The sequence below is a fragment of the Streptomyces sp. bgisy027 genome (genome assembly GCF_057710365.1).
In genome coordinates this window covers 1-14,748 of record NZ_JBYIVZ010000052.1, presented here as the reverse complement: position 1 = coordinate 14,748, position 14,748 = coordinate 1, and the positions used below count along the sequence as shown (strand labels likewise).

14 protein-coding genes are annotated in these 14,748 nt (G+C 71.9%); 6 read left to right on the top strand and 8 right to left on the bottom strand.

What is annotated here, in order from left to right; translation table 11 throughout:
* Positions 1–12: 12 nt before the first annotated feature.
* The 6 genes from AC3ETA_RS37790 to AC3ETA_RS37765 all read right to left on the bottom strand — a co-directional run bounded on the left by AC3ETA_RS37790 (position 13) and on the right by AC3ETA_RS37765 (position 6,165).
* Entirely contained in the window at positions 13–300 is a 288-nt protein-coding gene (locus tag AC3ETA_RS37790; RefSeq protein ID WP_432197466.1) for a hypothetical protein, read from the bottom strand.
* 196 nt (positions 301–496) lie between these two features.
* Positions 497–1,507, bottom strand: a complete 1,011-nt coding sequence (locus AC3ETA_RS37785; protein WP_432197414.1) for an LLM class F420-dependent oxidoreductase — start codon at positions 1,505–1,507, stop codon at positions 497–499.
* A 111-nt stretch (positions 1,508–1,618) separates the two neighbouring features.
* The gene (locus tag AC3ETA_RS37780; RefSeq protein ID WP_432197413.1) at positions 1,619–2,392 is read right to left on the bottom strand and encodes a DUF5336 domain-containing protein; all 774 of its coding nucleotides are present in this window, start codon (positions 2,390–2,392) and stop codon (positions 1,619–1,621) included.
* A gap of 164 nt (positions 2,393–2,556) precedes the next feature.
* Positions 2,557–3,504 carry an N-acetylmuramoyl-L-alanine amidase gene (locus AC3ETA_RS37775; RefSeq protein WP_432197412.1) on the bottom strand — a complete coding sequence of 316 codons (948 nt, stop codon included), beginning with the start codon at positions 3,502–3,504 and terminating at the stop codon, positions 2,557–2,559.
* 64 nt (positions 3,505–3,568) lie between these two features.
* Entirely contained in the window at positions 3,569–4,219 is a 651-nt protein-coding gene (locus tag AC3ETA_RS37770) for a class I SAM-dependent methyltransferase (protein ID WP_432197411.1), read from the bottom strand.
* A gap of 143 nt (positions 4,220–4,362) precedes the next feature.
* Positions 4,363–6,165, bottom strand: a complete 1,803-nt coding sequence (locus AC3ETA_RS37765) for an MFS transporter (RefSeq protein WP_432197410.1) — start codon at positions 6,163–6,165, stop codon at positions 4,363–4,365.
* A gap of 212 nt (positions 6,166–6,377) precedes the next feature.
* Between AC3ETA_RS37765 and AC3ETA_RS37760 the strand changes: the two genes are divergently transcribed.
* The 3 genes from AC3ETA_RS37760 to AC3ETA_RS37750 all read left to right on the top strand — a co-directional run bounded on the left by AC3ETA_RS37760 (position 6,378) and on the right by AC3ETA_RS37750 (position 9,284).
* The gene (locus AC3ETA_RS37760) at positions 6,378–7,841 is read left to right on the top strand and encodes an MFS transporter (RefSeq protein WP_432197409.1); all 1,464 of its coding nucleotides are present in this window, start codon (positions 6,378–6,380) and stop codon (positions 7,839–7,841) included.
* A 64-nt stretch (positions 7,842–7,905) separates the two neighbouring features.
* Entirely contained in the window at positions 7,906–8,448 is a 543-nt protein-coding gene (locus AC3ETA_RS37755) for a SigE family RNA polymerase sigma factor (protein WP_432197408.1), read from the top strand.
* Positions 8,445–9,284: a hypothetical protein gene (locus AC3ETA_RS37750; RefSeq protein ID WP_432197407.1), complete on the top strand. Its 840-nt coding sequence runs from the start codon at positions 8,445–8,447 to the stop codon at positions 9,282–9,284. Before AC3ETA_RS37755 ends, AC3ETA_RS37750 begins: the two co-directional genes overlap by 4 nt.
* An 88-nt stretch (positions 9,285–9,372) precedes the next feature.
* Here AC3ETA_RS37750 and AC3ETA_RS37745 read toward each other — a convergent pair whose 3' ends face one another.
* Positions 9,373–10,005 carry a response regulator gene (locus AC3ETA_RS37745; protein WP_432197465.1) on the bottom strand — a complete coding sequence of 211 codons (633 nt, stop codon included), beginning with the start codon at positions 10,003–10,005 and terminating at the stop codon, positions 9,373–9,375.
* A gap of 309 nt (positions 10,006–10,314) precedes the next feature.
* The gene (locus tag AC3ETA_RS37740) at positions 10,315–11,499 is read right to left on the bottom strand and encodes a sensor histidine kinase (RefSeq protein ID WP_432197406.1); all 1,185 of its coding nucleotides are present in this window, start codon (positions 11,497–11,499) and stop codon (positions 10,315–10,317) included.
* Positions 11,500–11,818: 319 nt separating this feature from the next.
* Here AC3ETA_RS37740 and AC3ETA_RS37735 point away from each other — a divergent pair, with 319 nt between their 5' ends.
* The 3 genes from AC3ETA_RS37735 to AC3ETA_RS37725 are packed head-to-tail and all read left to right on the top strand — an operon-like array spanning position 11,819 to position 14,732.
* Positions 11,819–12,676, top strand: a complete 858-nt coding sequence (locus AC3ETA_RS37735) for a MaoC/PaaZ C-terminal domain-containing protein (protein WP_432197405.1) — start codon at positions 11,819–11,821, stop codon at positions 12,674–12,676.
* Between the two features lie 29 nt (positions 12,677–12,705).
* Entirely contained in the window at positions 12,706–13,782 is a 1,077-nt protein-coding gene (locus tag AC3ETA_RS37730) for a Zn-dependent alcohol dehydrogenase (protein ID WP_432197404.1), read from the top strand.
* A gap of 11 nt (positions 13,783–13,793) precedes the next feature.
* Positions 13,794–14,732: a 3-oxoacyl-ACP reductase gene (locus tag AC3ETA_RS37725; RefSeq protein WP_432197403.1), complete on the top strand. Its 939-nt coding sequence runs from the start codon at positions 13,794–13,796 to the stop codon at positions 14,730–14,732.
* Positions 14,733–14,748 lie beyond the last annotated feature (16 nt).

Genomic DNA, 14,748 nt, shown 5'->3' with positions numbered 1-14,748 from the left:
AACCCGGTCGCCTCAGTGACGGTGCACTCGACCGGCGATGGCGTGACCCACGAACAGGTACACGACCGCGGCCAGCCCGTAACCGGCGACCACCCTCGCCCACTCCTCGTCGAACGTGAACAGGTCGTGCGACCAGCCGGCCAGCCAGCGGGCCGCGTCATGGACGAACTGGACGAAGTCGTTCGCCGGGTTCGCGTCCAGCAGGTACATCAGAATCCACAGGCCCAGAATGAGGGCCATGACATCGGCGACGATCGCGATGACCCGGCCGGCCTGGTTGGCGCCATATCGAGGGGACATGCCCTGCGGGTTGCCCTTGATGCGTGAACGAAACCTGTCGGCCGTCGTGATCACCGACGATCCTCCTCCCGGCAAGGGCGGGAGAGCCGGCGTCCGAAGCGGACGGACCTGCCGTGGTGGCGCGGTACGTGGTGGCCCGCCGGGCGGACTCACCCTGGGCCCGGTCTCGGTCTTCCGGTGAACTTCCGTTGACCGTCTATGAGTTGAGCTCGGCGAGCAGACGCAGCGTGGGCCGGTCGGGCGAGAGGACCAGCAGATCGGTCACCGGCCCCTTGCGCCACGACTCCAGCCGCTCGGCGATGCGTTCACGCGGCCCGACGAGCGAGATCTCGTCGGCGAACGCGTCCGGCACAGCCAGCACGGCCTCCTGCCTACGGCCGCCGAGGAACAGCTCCTGGATCCGCCGCGCCTCCTCCTCGTACCCCATGCGTGCCATGAGGTCGGCGTGGAAGTTGCGGGCCGCGTGGCCCATGCCGCCGATGTAGAAGCCGAGCATGGCCTTGACGGGCAGCAGCCCTTCGGAGACGTCGTCGCAGACCTGGACCCGGGCCATCGGCGCGACGACAAACCCCTCCGGCAACTCGCTCACGGCCTCCCCGTACACATCGGGCCGGCTCGGCGACCAGTACAACGGCAGCCAGCCGTCGGCGATCCGGATCGTCTGGGCGACGTTCCTGGGCCCCTCGGCACCCAGCAGAACGGGAAGGTCCGCCCGCAGCGGATGGGTGATCGGCTTCAGCGCCTTCCCGATGCCCGTCCCGTCCGGCCCGCTGTACGGGTGGGAGTGGAAACGCCCGTCCAGCGCCACCGGCGCCTCGCGCCGCAGCACTTGGCGTACGACGTCGACGTACTCCCTCGTCGCGGTGAGCGGCGACTTCGGGAACGGCCGCCCGTACCACCCCTCCACCACCTGCGGCCCGGACAGCCCGAGCCCCAGCATCATGCGCCCGCCGGAGAGGTGGTCGAGGGTGAGGGCGTGCATGGCGGTGGTCGTGGGGGAGCGGGCGGCCATCTGCGCGACGGCGGTCCCCAGCCTGATCGTCGACGTCTTCGCGGCGATCCAGGTCAGCGCGGTGAACGCGTCCGAGCCCCAGGACTCGGCGGTCCACACGGAGTCGTAGCCGAGCCGCTCGGCCTCCTGGGCGAGCGGTACGTGGTCCGGGGAGGGGCCGCGCCCCCAGTACCCGAGTGCGAGCCCGAGCCGCATAAGCCTGCCTCCTGCTGACAGTACGTCAGATATTTGGGCCGGAGGGCGACTGTACGACAACGGCCCCTCACCGGGAAGGGTGAGGGGCCGCGGCCCGGCTTGCTGTGCGACTCAGCCGCGCTGAATACCCGAGGTGTCCTGAAGCACACCGCGACGACCGTCCTGCGTCTGCGCGACCAGCGAGGCGCCACGCTGCTCGACGGCCAGGTACCAGGTGCCCGGCGCCAGTTCGGCGATCGGCGTCGGCGAGCCGTCCTCCGCGAACAGCGGCCGCGGCACGGGCACGGCGAACCAGAATGGCGAGAAGTCCCCGCCGGCGGTCGGCGCGGGAGCCTGCGGCTGCCCACCCCCGAACGGCTGCCCGGCCTGCGGCTGCCCACCGTAGGGCTGCGGCTGCTGGGCCCCGGGGTAGCCGTAACCACCCTGCGGCTGCCCGCCGTAGGGCTGGGGGGCGGAGGGGCTGGGGGCCGGGAGAAGGGCGGCCTGAAGGGCCGGGACGAGGGGGGTGGCGATGGCGGCGGCGGCGAGGACGAGGGCGGCGATGAAGCCCAGGATCAGGCCGGCGGCGGCGCTGCCGCCCTCCGGGACATCCACCAGGGTCCAGAACATGCTCCACGCGGCCAGGATCGTGAATGACACACCGACCGTCCCGAGGTCCAGCCCGGCGACCTTGCGCGGCTGGGGCAGGATGCGGTTGACGACGATCAGGGCAGCACCGATGACCCCGCCCAGGTAGGTGCCGAAACCGACTCCGAGGTTTTCCCACCCGTTGATGTCAACGTTGAAGCCGGAGGCGGAGTAGAGCTGGAGGAACGACGCGATGAACAGCAATACCGCTGCTCCGATCACCACGCCGTCGCCTCGAGTGAGGGAGCGGATATTCACTTCAGGTCCTTCGTCAGTCGTCTCAACATCGGCATCGCTGGAGGCGTCGCTGTCACCATGTCGCCGTCAGGCCCCGGTGTGAAGCGCGGGGGTGGCCCCTCATCGTACGGACGACCTTATCGTCCGACCGACGAGGCTGTCCGCCGGGATCAGCCCGTGGACCACTACCCCCGCAGGAAACTCACGATTCCCTCAGAGATCCCTCGCGCCGCCTTCTGCCGCCAGGCTCCGCTGGTGAGCTGTGCCGCGTCCTTGCTATCGCGCATGTTGCCGCACTCGATGAACACCTTGGGAACCGTTGACAGATTGAGACCGCCGAGGTCCTTACGCGTGACGAGACCGGTGCCGCCGCCGATGTAGTTGGAGGGGGCGTCGCCCGTGACGCGGACGAAGGAGCCCGCGATGCGTTCGCCGAGGGCACGGGAAGGGGCGACGATGGGGCCGGTGTTCGCGGCGCCCTCGTGCACCTTGCCGGGAAGGATGACGTGGAAGCCCCGTTGGCCGGAGCCCGCGCCGTCGGCGTGGAGGGAGACGGCCGCGTCGGCGTTCGCCCTGTTGCCGATCTCGGCCCGCTCGTCGACGCACGGCCCCCAGGAACGGTCGCCGTCCTGCGTGAACTTGACCGTGGCGCCTTGCTTCTCCAGCAGCGTGCGCATGCGATGGGCGAGGTCGAGCGTGAACTCGGCTTCGGAGTAGCCGTCGTTCGTCGACGTACCCGTCGTGTCGCACTCCTTCCAGTTCGTGCCGATGTTCACCTTGCGGTTGATCTCGGACGTGTGCCGGAAGTTGTCCGGGTTGTGGCCCGGGTCGATGACGACGACCTTGCCCTCCAGGGAGCCGGAGGCGGCAGGCGCGGAGGTGGAGTCCGTCGTCGGCGTGGGGCCCGGCGGCTTGTCGTCGCTCGTGGTGGAGTCCGTCGGCGTCGTGTCCGAGGGCGCCTGCGACGGCCGTACGGCCGCGTTGCCGGAGCCGCCTCCGCCGCCGCCCACCGCCTCGTACATCACCCAGCCGAGGAGGGCCCCGGGCACCAGCGCGGCGAGGCCCACGGTGAGGACACGGCGGCGGCCGCGGCGGGGCTGGGGAGGATCGAAGTCCGGACCTGCGTACGACACGTCTGACACCTTACGGGCCGACCGCGGCCCGCGCGGGCAGGCCACGGCCGAGCCGCGCCGCCGTTCAGATTCCCGTGCCCGTCCGCTTCAGCACGCGCAGCGAGTCCGTCACCGACACCTCCGTGAACGCGCCGGACTGAAGCGCCCGGAGGTAGACCCGGTACGGGGCCTGCCCCGTGAACTCGTCCTCCGGCTCGGGGAACACGTCGTGGATGACCAGCAGCCCGCCCTCGGCGACATGCGGGGCCCACCCCTCGTAGTCGGCGTTCGCGTGCTCGTCGGTGTGGCCGCCGTCGATGAAGACCAGGCCGAGCGGCGTGCCCCAGACCTTCGCGACCTGCGGGGAACGGCCGACCAGGGCGATCACGTGCTCCTCCAGGCCCGCCGCGTGCAGCGTGCGGCGGAAGGCCGGCAGCGTGTCCATGAGGCCGATCGCCGGGTCGACGGTCGCCGGGTCGTGGTACTCCCAGCCCGGCTGCTGCTCCTCGCTGCCGCGGTGGTGGTCGACCGTGAGAGCTGTCACACCGGCCCCGCGGGCGGCGTCGGCGAGCAGGATCGTGGAGCGGCCGCAGTAGGTGCCGACCTCCAGGAGAGGCATCCCGAGACGGCCGGCCTCGACCGCCGCCGAATGGAGCGCGAGCCCCTCGCCCGTGGGCATGAAGCCCTTCGCCGCCTCGAACGCGGCCAGGATCTCGGGCTCGGGGGCCGGGGCCATGGGGGTCCTTCCGGTTGCACACGGGGGCGGTGGGTCCGGTCGTGCGACGGCGGTGGGTCCGGTCGTACGACTTTCCGGGCGCCCATCGTGCACCACGCCCCCGTCATGTGGACGACGGGGGGCGTGGGCGGGCGGCCGGTGCGTCAGGCGGTGACCGTTTCTCCCGGCAGCGACAGGTCCAGGTCGACCGGACTGTCGTCGCCCGTGTGGGTGGCCGACGAGGCGAGCGGGGCGTGGCCGTCGGCCCGCGCGGCCAGGACGTAGGCGCCCTGGGCGGGGACGGCGAGCGCGTAGCTGCCGTCGTCGGCGGAGAGGGTGGCGCCGGCCTGGCGGCCCCGCCGGTCGATCAGGGTGACCCTGGCGCGGGCGACCGGGATGCCCCCGGCGTCCAGGACCCGGCCGCGGAAGCCTCCCCCAAGCTCTCGGCTTCGCTCGTCGAGCAGGCGGGACCCCCCTCGTGCTTCCTCGGCGAGCTCCAGGTTGGCGTCCTCCTCGCTGCTGGCGCGCAGCTGCGTGTGGGCGGCCGGGCGCTGCTTGGGCAGGAAGAGGGCGAGGAGGAGGCCGACGGCGACGGCGGCGGTCGCGATCAGGAAGGAGACGCGGAAGCCGTGCATGGTCGGGATCGCCACGCCGCCCACGTTGTTCGCGGTGTTGGCCAGGACCATGCCGATGACGGCGCTGGAGACCGACGTACCGATGGAACGCATCAGGGTGTTGAGGCCGTTCGCCGCGCCCGTCTCCGAGGCGGGGACCGCGCCGATGATCAGGGCGGGCAGGGAGGAGTAGGCGAGGCCGATGCCCGCGCCGAGGACGACGGCGATGACCAGGCTCTGCCAGGGCGCGCTCATCAGGCCGAGGCCGGCGCCGTAGCCGATCGCGATGATCAGCATGCCGAGGATCAGGGTGGTCTTGGGGCCGTACTTCGCCGAGAGGCGGGCGTAGACGGGGGCGGTGAACATCATCGTCAGGCCGAGCGGGGCGACGAGCAGGCCCGCGACGACCATCGACTGGCCGAGGCCGTAGCCGGTCTCCTTGGGCAGCTGGAGCAGCTGGGGCAGGACCAGGGAGACGACGTAGAAGCTGACGCCGACCATGATCGACGCGAGGTTGGTGAAGAGGACGGCGGGGCGGGCGGTGGTGCGCAGGTCGACCAGCGGGGCCTTCGCGCGCAGCTCGTAGACGCCCCAGAGGAGCAGGACGATCGCCGAGCCGGCGAACATGCCGAGCGTGGTGGCCGACGTCCAGCCCCAGTCGCTGCCCTTGGTGATCGGCAGGAGGAAGAGGACGAGGCCGGCGGAGAGGCCGAGCGCGCCGAGGCCGTCGAAGGTGCCTTCCGCGCGGACCTTGGACTCCGGTACGACGAGGAGGGTGAGGGCGATGGACAGGATGCCGAGGCCGGCGGCGCCGTAGAAGAGGGCGTGCCAGTCGCTGTGCTGGGCGACCAGGGCCGCGGCGGGCAGTGCGAGGCCGCCGCCGACGCCGATCGAGGAGCTCATCAGCGCCATCGCCGAGCCGAGCTTCTCGCGGGGCAGCATGTCGCGCATCAGGCCGATGCCGAGCGGGATCGCGCCCATGGCGAAGCCCTGGAGGGTACGGCCGACGATCATGGGCAGGAGCGTGCTGGTGAACGCGCTGATCAGGGCGCCGACCACCATCACCGACAGGCTGGCTGTCAGCATGCGCCGCTTGCCGTACAGGTCACCGAGGCGGCCCATGATCGGGGTGGCCACGGCGCCGGAGAGCAGGGTGGAGGTCAGGACCCAGGTGGCGTTGCTGGGCGCGGTGCTCAGCAGCTGCGGCAGGTCCTTGATGACCGGGACGAGCAGGGTCTGCATCACCGCGACAACGATGCCCGCGAAGGCGAGGACCGGGACGAGGGCGCCGGAGGGGCCCGGGGTGCCGGTGTCCGCTCTGCCGGTGGGCTGTTCGTTCGTCGTTCGTGTCATGTGTACATCGAACTCCGTCTGCCTGGGCAACTATTCCGATGCTTTGGGTCACTAACGAATTCTTGACCTTCTCTTGGGGGAGAGGGCTGCATGAGTGCCGGGATCCGAGCCCGGCCGGGCCGCTCCCCTTTGCGTGGTCCTAGGTCCACCCCGGGGGGACCTAGGCCGAATTCCTGATGCCAGGAGCGTCGGTCGTTGAGAGCATGACACCCATGCTCGAAGCCGCCGACGTCACCCGTGCCCCTCGCCGATCCGCGCCTCCCACCTGGCTGGTGGTGACGCTGGCGTGCGCCGGACAGTTCCTCGTCGTGCTCGACGTGGCCGTCGTGAACGTGGCGCTGCCGTCGATGCGGGCCGATCTGGGACTGAACGCGCAGGGCCTGCAGTGGGTGGTGAACGCCTACGCCATCGCCTTCGCCGGGTTCATGCTGCTGGGCGGGCGGGCCGGGGACCTGTACGGCCGCAAGCGGATGTTCCTCGTCGGGCTCGGCCTGTTCACCCTGGCCTCGCTGGCCGGCGGGCTGGCCCAGCAGGACTGGCAACTGCTGGCCGCGCGGGGCGTGCAGGGCCTGGGCGCCGCGGTGCTGGCGCCCTCGACGCTGACGATCCTGACGGCGGCGGTGCCGGAGGGGGCGGCCCGGGCGCGGGCGATAGGGACGTGGACCGCCGTCGGCGCGGGCGGCGGCGCCGCGGGCGGACTGGTCGGCGGGGTCCTGGTGGACCTGCTGTCCTGGCGCTGGGTCCTGCTGATCAATGTGCCGGTGGGCGCGGTGGTGCTGGCAGGCGCGGTGCTCTGGCTGGCCGAGAGCCGCGCGGGGGAGGGGCGGCGGCTGGACCTCCCGGGAGCCGTGCTGGTGACGGCCGGGCTCGCGACCCTGGCGTTCGGCATCTCACAGACGGAGGCCGCGGGCTGGACGGCCCCGGACACGGTCGTGCCGCTGGTCGCCGGTCTCGCGCTGATCGGCGCCTTCCTCGCCGTCGAGGCACGTACGGCGGCCCCGCTGATGCCGCTCGCGCTGCTCAGGGTGCGGGCGGTGGCGTCGGCGAACGCGGCGATGTTCCTGTGCGGGTCGGCGATGTTCTGCATGTGGTTCTTCATGACGCTGTACGCCCAGAACGTGCTCCACTACACCCCGCTGGAGGCCGGCCTGGCGCTGGTGCCGAGCTCGCTCGCGGTGATCCTCGGATCCAAGCTCGCGCCGCGGCTCATGCGAGGGGCCGGGCCGCGCACCGTGGCGGTGGCGGGGACGCTGGTGGCGGCCGTCGGCTTCGGCGGGCAGTCGATGCTGGGCGTCCACGGCGGATACGTCACCTCGATCATGGTGCCGGGGATCCTGATGATGCTGGGCGCGGGCCTGGCGGCGACCCCGCTCGCGTCCCTGGCCACGTCCGGGGCACGGCCCGAGGAGGCGGGACTGGTGTCGGGGCTGGTCAACACCTCGCGCACGATGGGCGGTTCCCTCGGGCTCGCGGTCATGTCGACGATCGCGGCGGCCCGTTCGCAGGGGAGCGGGGCGCCCGGGGCGCTGACCGAGGGGTACGCGCTGGTGTTCCGTACGTCCACCGTGGTGCTGCTGGTGGGGGCGGTGCTGATGCTGGTGTGGCTGCCGAGGAAGAGCGCCGCGGCCTCGCCCAGTACCTCTTCCGTGACTTCCTCCACCTCCTCCGCGAACTGAGGCGGCATCCGAGGCAACGATCCGGGCGCTCCATGGACTCCTTTGAATATCTAGGGAGGTGCCCATGGGGGATCGCAAGGCGGCTCGGGACTCGGAGTTCCAGAGCTTTGTCATCGGCCGCTGGCCACGCCTGCTGCGGACGGCATTTCTCCTCACGGGGGAACAGCACGCCGCGGAGGACCTGGTCCAGTCGACGCTGGAGCAGGTCTATGTGGCCTGGCGCAGGGTCGGCTCGGCCGACGACCCGGAGGCTTATGTACGGCGCGTGATGATCAACGCGCACGCGCGCAAGCACCGCAGAAGGCTCAGGGAGTTCCTGGCGCCCAAGGACGACTCGGGACTGGCGCGCGAGGTCGCGGACACCGGCGACCGCATCGCCCAGGCCGAGGACCGCGACGCGCTGCTCTCGGCGCTGGCCCAACTGCCGCCACGGCAGCGGGAGGCGGTGGTCCTTCGCTACTGGGAGGACCTGACCGAGACACAGACGGCGGAGGCGATGGGCTGTTCCGTCGGCGCGGTCAAGAGCAACGCGGCCAAGGGGATCGCGAAACTCCGTGCCATACCGGGACTGGCCGAGACGGTGACGCAGAAAGGACGCAGCCGATGAGCGCGGACCGGGAGACGAACCACGGCATGACCAGCCACGACATGACCCACACGGACATCGCCCTGCTGCTGGCCGACGCCGCGGACGAGGTCGAGATCGGTATAGCCCCCTACGACGCGGTCCTTCGGGGCGGCCGCCGCCGCAGGGCCCGCCGCTGGGCCGTGGCCACGGCGACGGCCCTGGTGCTGGTGGGCTCGGCGGGCACCCTGGCGGTGGCGGGCATGCCGGGCGGGCACGGCGACCGGGGCTCCTCGGTGGCGACCAGCCCGCCCACCGAACCGGCGCCGGACGTGCGCACGCCCGCGCGGACCCTGCTGGCGGTGGGCACCGACGCCGGCAAGGACTGGCGGGTGTACCTCGACGTCTGGGAGGCGCCGCGCAACGAGCGCGAGGCGCGGGCCGAGCGGGGTGCGATGGCCGAGTTCGGGCACATCCCCTCGGACCTGCGCGAGGCGTCCGACCTGATCGGCAGGAGCTCGTACTTCGTGCGGCGCGAATACGACGACTCGACGAGCGACCAGGTGCTGATCGAGGACACGTTCACCGCCGAGGACAACATGTCCGGCAAGGACATCGAGGCCGTCGCGGTACCCCTGGAGGCGGGTTCCGGGAGCGGCCCGGAGCGTCTGGTCGTCGGCCGGGTCGCCGTGACCGCCCGCAGCGTCACCTGCACCTGGCAGGACGGCTCGAAGACCGAGGTCCCCGTCGTGTCCGAGGCGGGTGACCACAACAGCGACGACTTCGTGATCCGCCCGGCGGACGGCTCCCCGGTGAACTGGTTCGTGTGCCTGGCCCCCCAGGGGTCGGCGTACAAGTCGGTGGCGGTGACGAAATAGACGACGGCGACGAGCCGGGGGTGATGAGTCTGGGCGGTGACGAGCTCGTGGGCCCGGCTCGACTCGGCCCGCTCGCGGTGGACCCCGGTCAGAGCCACCCCTGCCGGCGGGCCTCCCGCAGTGCCTCCATCCGGTTGCGGGTGCCCGTCTTGCCGATGGCGGAGGAGAGGTAGTTGCGGACGGTGGACTCGGACAGATGGAGCTTGCCGGCGATGTCGGCGACCGTCGCGCCCTCCGTCGAGGCGTTGAGGACGTCGCGTTCACGGGCGGTGAGCGGATTGGGGCCGGCGCTCAGGGCGGCCGCGGCGAGGGCGGGGTCGATCACCGTCTCACCGGTGAGCACCCGGCGTACGGCGACGGCGAGTTCCTCGACCGGGCCGTCCTTGACCAGGAATCCGGCGGCGCCCGCCTCCATGGCCCGGCGCAGATAGCCGGGGCGGCCGAACGTCGTCAGGATCAGCACCCGGCAGTCGGGGACCTGGTCGCGCAGCTCGGTGGCCGCGTCGAGGCCGCTGAGACCGGGGAGTTCGATGTCGAGGAGGGCGACGTCGGGGCGGTGGGCGAGAGCGGCGTCCACGATGGTGTCACCGGCCGATACCTGCGCCACCACCTCGATGTCCGGCTCCATGCCGAGCAGTAAGGCGAGTGCTCCGCGCATCATCCCCTGGTCCTCGGCCAGCAGAACCCGAATGGACTTGGTGGGCCGATGGTCCCGCGGCATCTCGTTCACGGGGCAAGCGTAGGGCGTATGGGACTTTTGCGGACCGCCCGGTCACGGCACAAAGCGGCTGCTCGCCCCGAATGAAATGGGGGTGCACACCGAGGTGACCGGCTGCCCGGTCGGGCCGCTTCGTCCCGTGGTGGAGCGGGGCGGTCCGGCCGGTGGACGGGTCGCTGTACGGGCCAGGGAACTCGGGAGCGGCGGATGCGGGTCGTGGGGCCGGTCGCGCAGTTCCCCGTGCTCCTCGGGCCGGCTCCCGCGTCGCCTGCTCGCCCCGCGAGGCTTTCATACGCAACCTCGGCCGCCCGCTCAGCCCACCGGCCCTGCCACACCCACCTCGATCCGCTCCTCCACCAACCCCCGTGCCTCCACCGGCAGTTCCGCCGTCACCACGAACCCCTGACGCGGCCCCGGCCCCGCAGTCAGCGTGCCCCCGGCCGTCGTCAGGCGCTCCGTCAGGCCCTTCAGCCCCGTACCGGCCCCGGCGCCCGGCTGCCCACCGCCGCCCCCGTCGTCCGTCACGGTCAGCCGAACCCGCTCCCCGCCACTGCCCGCCACGACGATCTCGCACTGCCGCGCACCACTGTGCCGAACGACATTCGTCACCGCCTCCCGCACCACCCACCCCAGCAGGGCCTCGGTCTGCGGTACGAGGGGCGGGCCCGAGCGGCCTACGACGGGCTCGACGCCGGCGGCCCGCAGGGCCGACACCGCGCGGTCCAGCTCGTCGCGCAAGGTGCCCTGCCGGTACCCCGTGACGGCCTCGCGGATCTCGGTCAGGGCCTGACGGCCGACCGCCTCGATGTCGTTGAGCTGGGCCTGAGCCGCCGCCACGTCCCCCGCGGCGAGCCGCCGCGCCGCCTCCGACTTCACCACGATCACCGACAGTGTGTGGCCGAGCAGGTCGTGCAGATCCCGGGAGAACCGCAGCCGCTCCTCCTCCACGGCACGCCGGGCCAGCTCCTCACGGGCCGTGCGCAGCTGCCGTACCGCCTCCGACAGGGACAGGATCGCCGCCGTCACCATCGTCGAGATCCAGGTGGCGTAGGCGATGTCGAGGCCGCCCCAGCCGTCGTGGAACACGGAGACCGCCCCGGCCAGCACCCCGACGACCAGACCGACCGGACGCAGCCGCGGCATCCGCACGGCCGCGCCCGTGGCCAGCCCCAGCAGCGGGAAGAACAGCAGCCAGTTGCCGCCGTACGCCAGCGCCAGCGCGCAGGTGACCAGGCCCAGCAGCACCAGTGCCACCCGGGTCGAGGTCGTCTCCCGCGTCTCCTTCAGGAAGGAGCGGAACGACACGTAGACGTAGAGCGAGTTGAAGGTCAGCAGCCCGAGCCCGCCGATCCACGGCTCCGGGGTCTCGCCCTGGAACAGGTTGGAGAAGGCGCCCATGCCCATCAGCAGCCAGGGCAGCAGGCTGAAGCCGTTGGGGCTCCGCTCGTCCCTGAACGTCTCGCACGAGGTCCCGTGGGTCCTGCGCAACCAGGCCATGCCCCTGCCCCCTGTCGGATGGGAACCGATCCGGGTGAGAACCGATGGCATCGACGGTACGGACCCGGGGCCCCGCGCGGCAGTGGCGGCCGTACGCGATACGGCAGGACAAATGTCACCGCGCGCCGATCCGGCGAACCCGATCTGATGCCGCGTCAGGAGCCTTCACAACTGCGGTGCGCTCGGCTATACAGAGGTCGCCGGACTGGAACGCGTTCTAGAACGGCCCGCGACGACCTCGGTGCGGCCGACGGTGCGGACGGCCGTACCGAGGTCTTGCTCCGCCACTCGCCGGAACTCTGCCCATGTCAGGAGCCGTATGCCCATCGACGCAGCCAAGGCCCTCGCCGCCGAACCCCGGAGCGGCGAGATCTCCTGGAACTCCAAGGACGTCCAGCTCTACCACCTCGGCATCGGCGCCGGCCTGCCCGCCACCGACCCCGACGAACTGCGCTACACCCTGGAGTCCCGGCTGCACGTCCTGCCGAGCTTCGCCACCGTCGCGGGCTCCGGGGCGCCCGGCGTGATCAGCGGCCTGTCCATGCCCGGCATCGAGGTCGACCTCGCCCGTGTCCTGCACGGCGGCCAGAGCATCGTGCTGCACCGGCCCATCCCCGCGACGGGCACCGCCACCGCGACCAACCGGATCGCCGCCGTCCACGACAAGGGCAAGGCGGCCGTCCTGGTGCTGCGCACCGAAGTGTCCGACGGCGACGGCCCGCTGTGGACGAACGACTCCCAGATCTTCATCAAGGGCGAGGGCGGCTGGGGCGGCGACCGGGGCCCCTCGGCCCGCCTCGACCCGCCGGCCGGCGAACCCGAGCGGACCGTCGAGCGCTCCGTGCGCGAGGACCAGGCCCTGCTCTACCGCCTCTCCGGCGACTGGAACCCGCTGCACGCCGACCCGGAGTTCGCCAAGGTCGCCGGCTTCGAGCGGCCCATCCTGCACGGTCTGTGCACCTACGGCATGACGCTCAAGGCGGTCGTCGACACGCTGCTCGGCGGCGATGTGACCCGGGTGCGCTCGTACGTCACCCGGTTCGCCGGGGTCGTCTACCCGGGGGAGACCCTGCGGATCCGCATGTGGCCCGGCGAGGGCTCCGTGCGGGTGGCCGTGAGCGCGGTCGAAAGGGACGACGCGCCCGTCCTCGTCGACACCGTGGTCGAACACACCTGAGTCCGTACGCCCTGGAGGGGAGCCGCACCATGCGCGCAGCCGTACTGCACGAGATCGGCCAGGACAAGCTGGAGGTCCTCGACGACGTCGAGGCGGTGGGCTTCGGCCCCGGGAAGGTCAGGGTCCGGGTGCGGGCCACCGGGCTGTGTCACTCCGACCTGTCCGCGATGAACGGCGTCCTGCCGCAGCCCGCGCCCTTCGTCCCCGGACACGAGGGCGCGGGCGAGATCCTCGACGTCGGGGAGGGCGTACGGAACCTCAAGCCCGGCGACCGGGTCGTGCTGTGCTGGCTGCCCGCCTGCGGTGCCTGTCCCGCGTGCAGGCGCGGCCAGACCGAGCTGTGCCTGGCCGGGTTCATGAACGCCGGCACCCCCAACTTCAAGCGCCCCGGCGGTGACCTGTTCGGCTTCGCCGGCACCGGCACCTTCACCGAGGAGGTCGTCGTCGACGCGGGCTGCGCGGTGCCGATCCCCGACGACGTGCCCTTCGACATCGCGGCCCTGATCGGCTGCGGCGTCACCACCGGGCTCGGCGCGGCCCTCAACACCGCCGATCTGGAGGCCGGTTCGTCGGTCGCCGTCATCGGCTGCGGGGGCGTCGGCATCTCGGTGATCCAGGGCGCCAGGCTCAGGGGCGCCGCCGAGATCGTCGCCGTCGACCCGGTCGCCTCCCGCCGCGAGGCCGCGCTGAAGTTCGGCGCCACCAGGGCCGTCTCCCCGGACGAGCTGGCCGACGCCAAGCAGCAGGTCACCGCGGGCGAGGGCTTCGACTACGTCTTCGAGGTCGTCGGCAGGTCCGCCACCGCCCGCACGGCCTACGAGAACACCCGGCGCGGCGGCACCCTCGTCGTCGTGGGCGCCGGCGCCATGGACGACTTCCTCCAGCTCAACATGTTCGAGCTGTTCTTCGACGAGAAGCGCATCCTGCCGTCCATGTACGGCGGCGGCGACGTGCTGCGCTCCTACGAGCGGACGATCGCGCTCTGGCGCGCGGGCCGTATCGACCTGGACGGCCTGATCACCCACCGGGTGCCGCTGACCGAGATCAACGAGGCTCTGGACCAGATGCGCACGGGCACCGCGCTGCGTACCTGCATCGAGATCTGACGGGGGTATTCGTGTCGCTGCCACTGGAAGGACTGTCCGCCGTCGTCACCGGTGCCGGCCGGGGCCTGGGCCGGGCCGAGGCGCTCGAACTCGCCCGGCTCGGCGCCGCCGTGGTCGTCAACGACTTCGGGCAGCCGGGCCGGGACGGTTCCGGCGAGGCATCCGCGGGACCCGCCGAAGAGGTCGCCGCCGAGATCCGCGCGGCGGGCGGGAAGGCGCTGTCGCACACCGGCGACGTGGCGGACTTCCGGCAGGCCGGGGAACTGGTCCGGCTGGCCATCGCCGAGTTCGGCAAGCTGGACGTCCTCGTCAACAACGCGGGCATCCTGCGCGACCGCATGGTCTTCTCCATGACCGAGGAGGAGTGGGACTCGGTGATCCGGGTCCACCTCAAGGGCCACTTCAACACGACCCACTTCGCCGCCGCGCACTGGCGCGAGCGCTCCAAAGCTGCGGGAGGGCCGGTGTACGGGCGGATCGTGAACACCTCCTCGGAGGCGTTCCTCGCCGGATCGGCCGGGCAGCCCAACTACGCGGCGGCCAAGGGCGGCATCGTCGGCCTCACCACCTCCACCGCCCTCGCGCTCGCCAAGTACGGCGTCACCGCCAACGCCATCTGCCCGCGCGCCCGCACCCGGATGACCGAGGACGTCTTCGCGGGCCTGGAACAGCCCGAGAGCGGGCTCGATCCGCTCGCCCCCGAGCATGTCGCCCCGCTCGTCGGCTACCTGGCCTCCCCGGCCGCCGCCCGCGTCAACGGGCAGCTGCTCGTCGTGCACGGCGGCATGGTCGCCGTCGTCGAACGGCCTCGGGTGGCCGCCAAGTTCGACAGCAAGCAGGACACCTTCACCCACGACGAACTCGACGCGCTGCTGACCGCGCACTTCGCGCAGCGGCCGGCGGGCGAGACGTTCGCGGCGGCCGAGGTGCTCGGCCTGAAACGGGGCTAGTGCCGCGGCAGGCAAG

Bases quoted from the DNA above. Each gene is read 5' to 3' on its own strand.
- AC3ETA_RS37790 (WP_432197466.1), bottom strand. From the start codon at position 300: ATGTCCCCTCGATATGGCGCCAACCAGGCCGGCCGGGTCATCGCGATC.
- AC3ETA_RS37785 (WP_432197414.1), bottom strand. From the start codon at position 1,507: ATGCGGCTCGGGCTCGCACTCGGGTACTGGGGGCGCGGCCCCTCCCCG.
- AC3ETA_RS37770 (WP_432197411.1), bottom strand. From the start codon at position 4,219: ATGGCCCCGGCCCCCGAGCCCGAGATCCTGGCCGCGTTCGAGGCGGCG.
- AC3ETA_RS37765 (WP_432197410.1), bottom strand. From the start codon at position 6,165: ATGACACGAACGACGAACGAACAGCCCACCGGCAGAGCGGACACCGGC.
- AC3ETA_RS37760 (WP_432197409.1), top strand. From the start codon at position 6,378: ATGCTCGAAGCCGCCGACGTCACCCGTGCCCCTCGCCGATCCGCGCCT.
- AC3ETA_RS37755 (WP_432197408.1), top strand. From the start codon at position 7,906: ATGGGGGATCGCAAGGCGGCTCGGGACTCGGAGTTCCAGAGCTTTGTC.
- AC3ETA_RS37750 (WP_432197407.1), top strand. From the start codon at position 8,445: ATGAGCGCGGACCGGGAGACGAACCACGGCATGACCAGCCACGACATG.
- AC3ETA_RS37745 (WP_432197465.1), bottom strand. From the start codon at position 10,005: ATGCCGCGGGACCATCGGCCCACCAAGTCCATTCGGGTTCTGCTGGCC.
- AC3ETA_RS37740 (WP_432197406.1), bottom strand. From the start codon at position 11,499: ATGGCCTGGTTGCGCAGGACCCACGGGACCTCGTGCGAGACGTTCAGG.
- AC3ETA_RS37735 (WP_432197405.1), top strand. From the start codon at position 11,819: ATGCCCATCGACGCAGCCAAGGCCCTCGCCGCCGAACCCCGGAGCGGC.
- AC3ETA_RS37730 (WP_432197404.1), top strand. From the start codon at position 12,706: ATGCGCGCAGCCGTACTGCACGAGATCGGCCAGGACAAGCTGGAGGTC.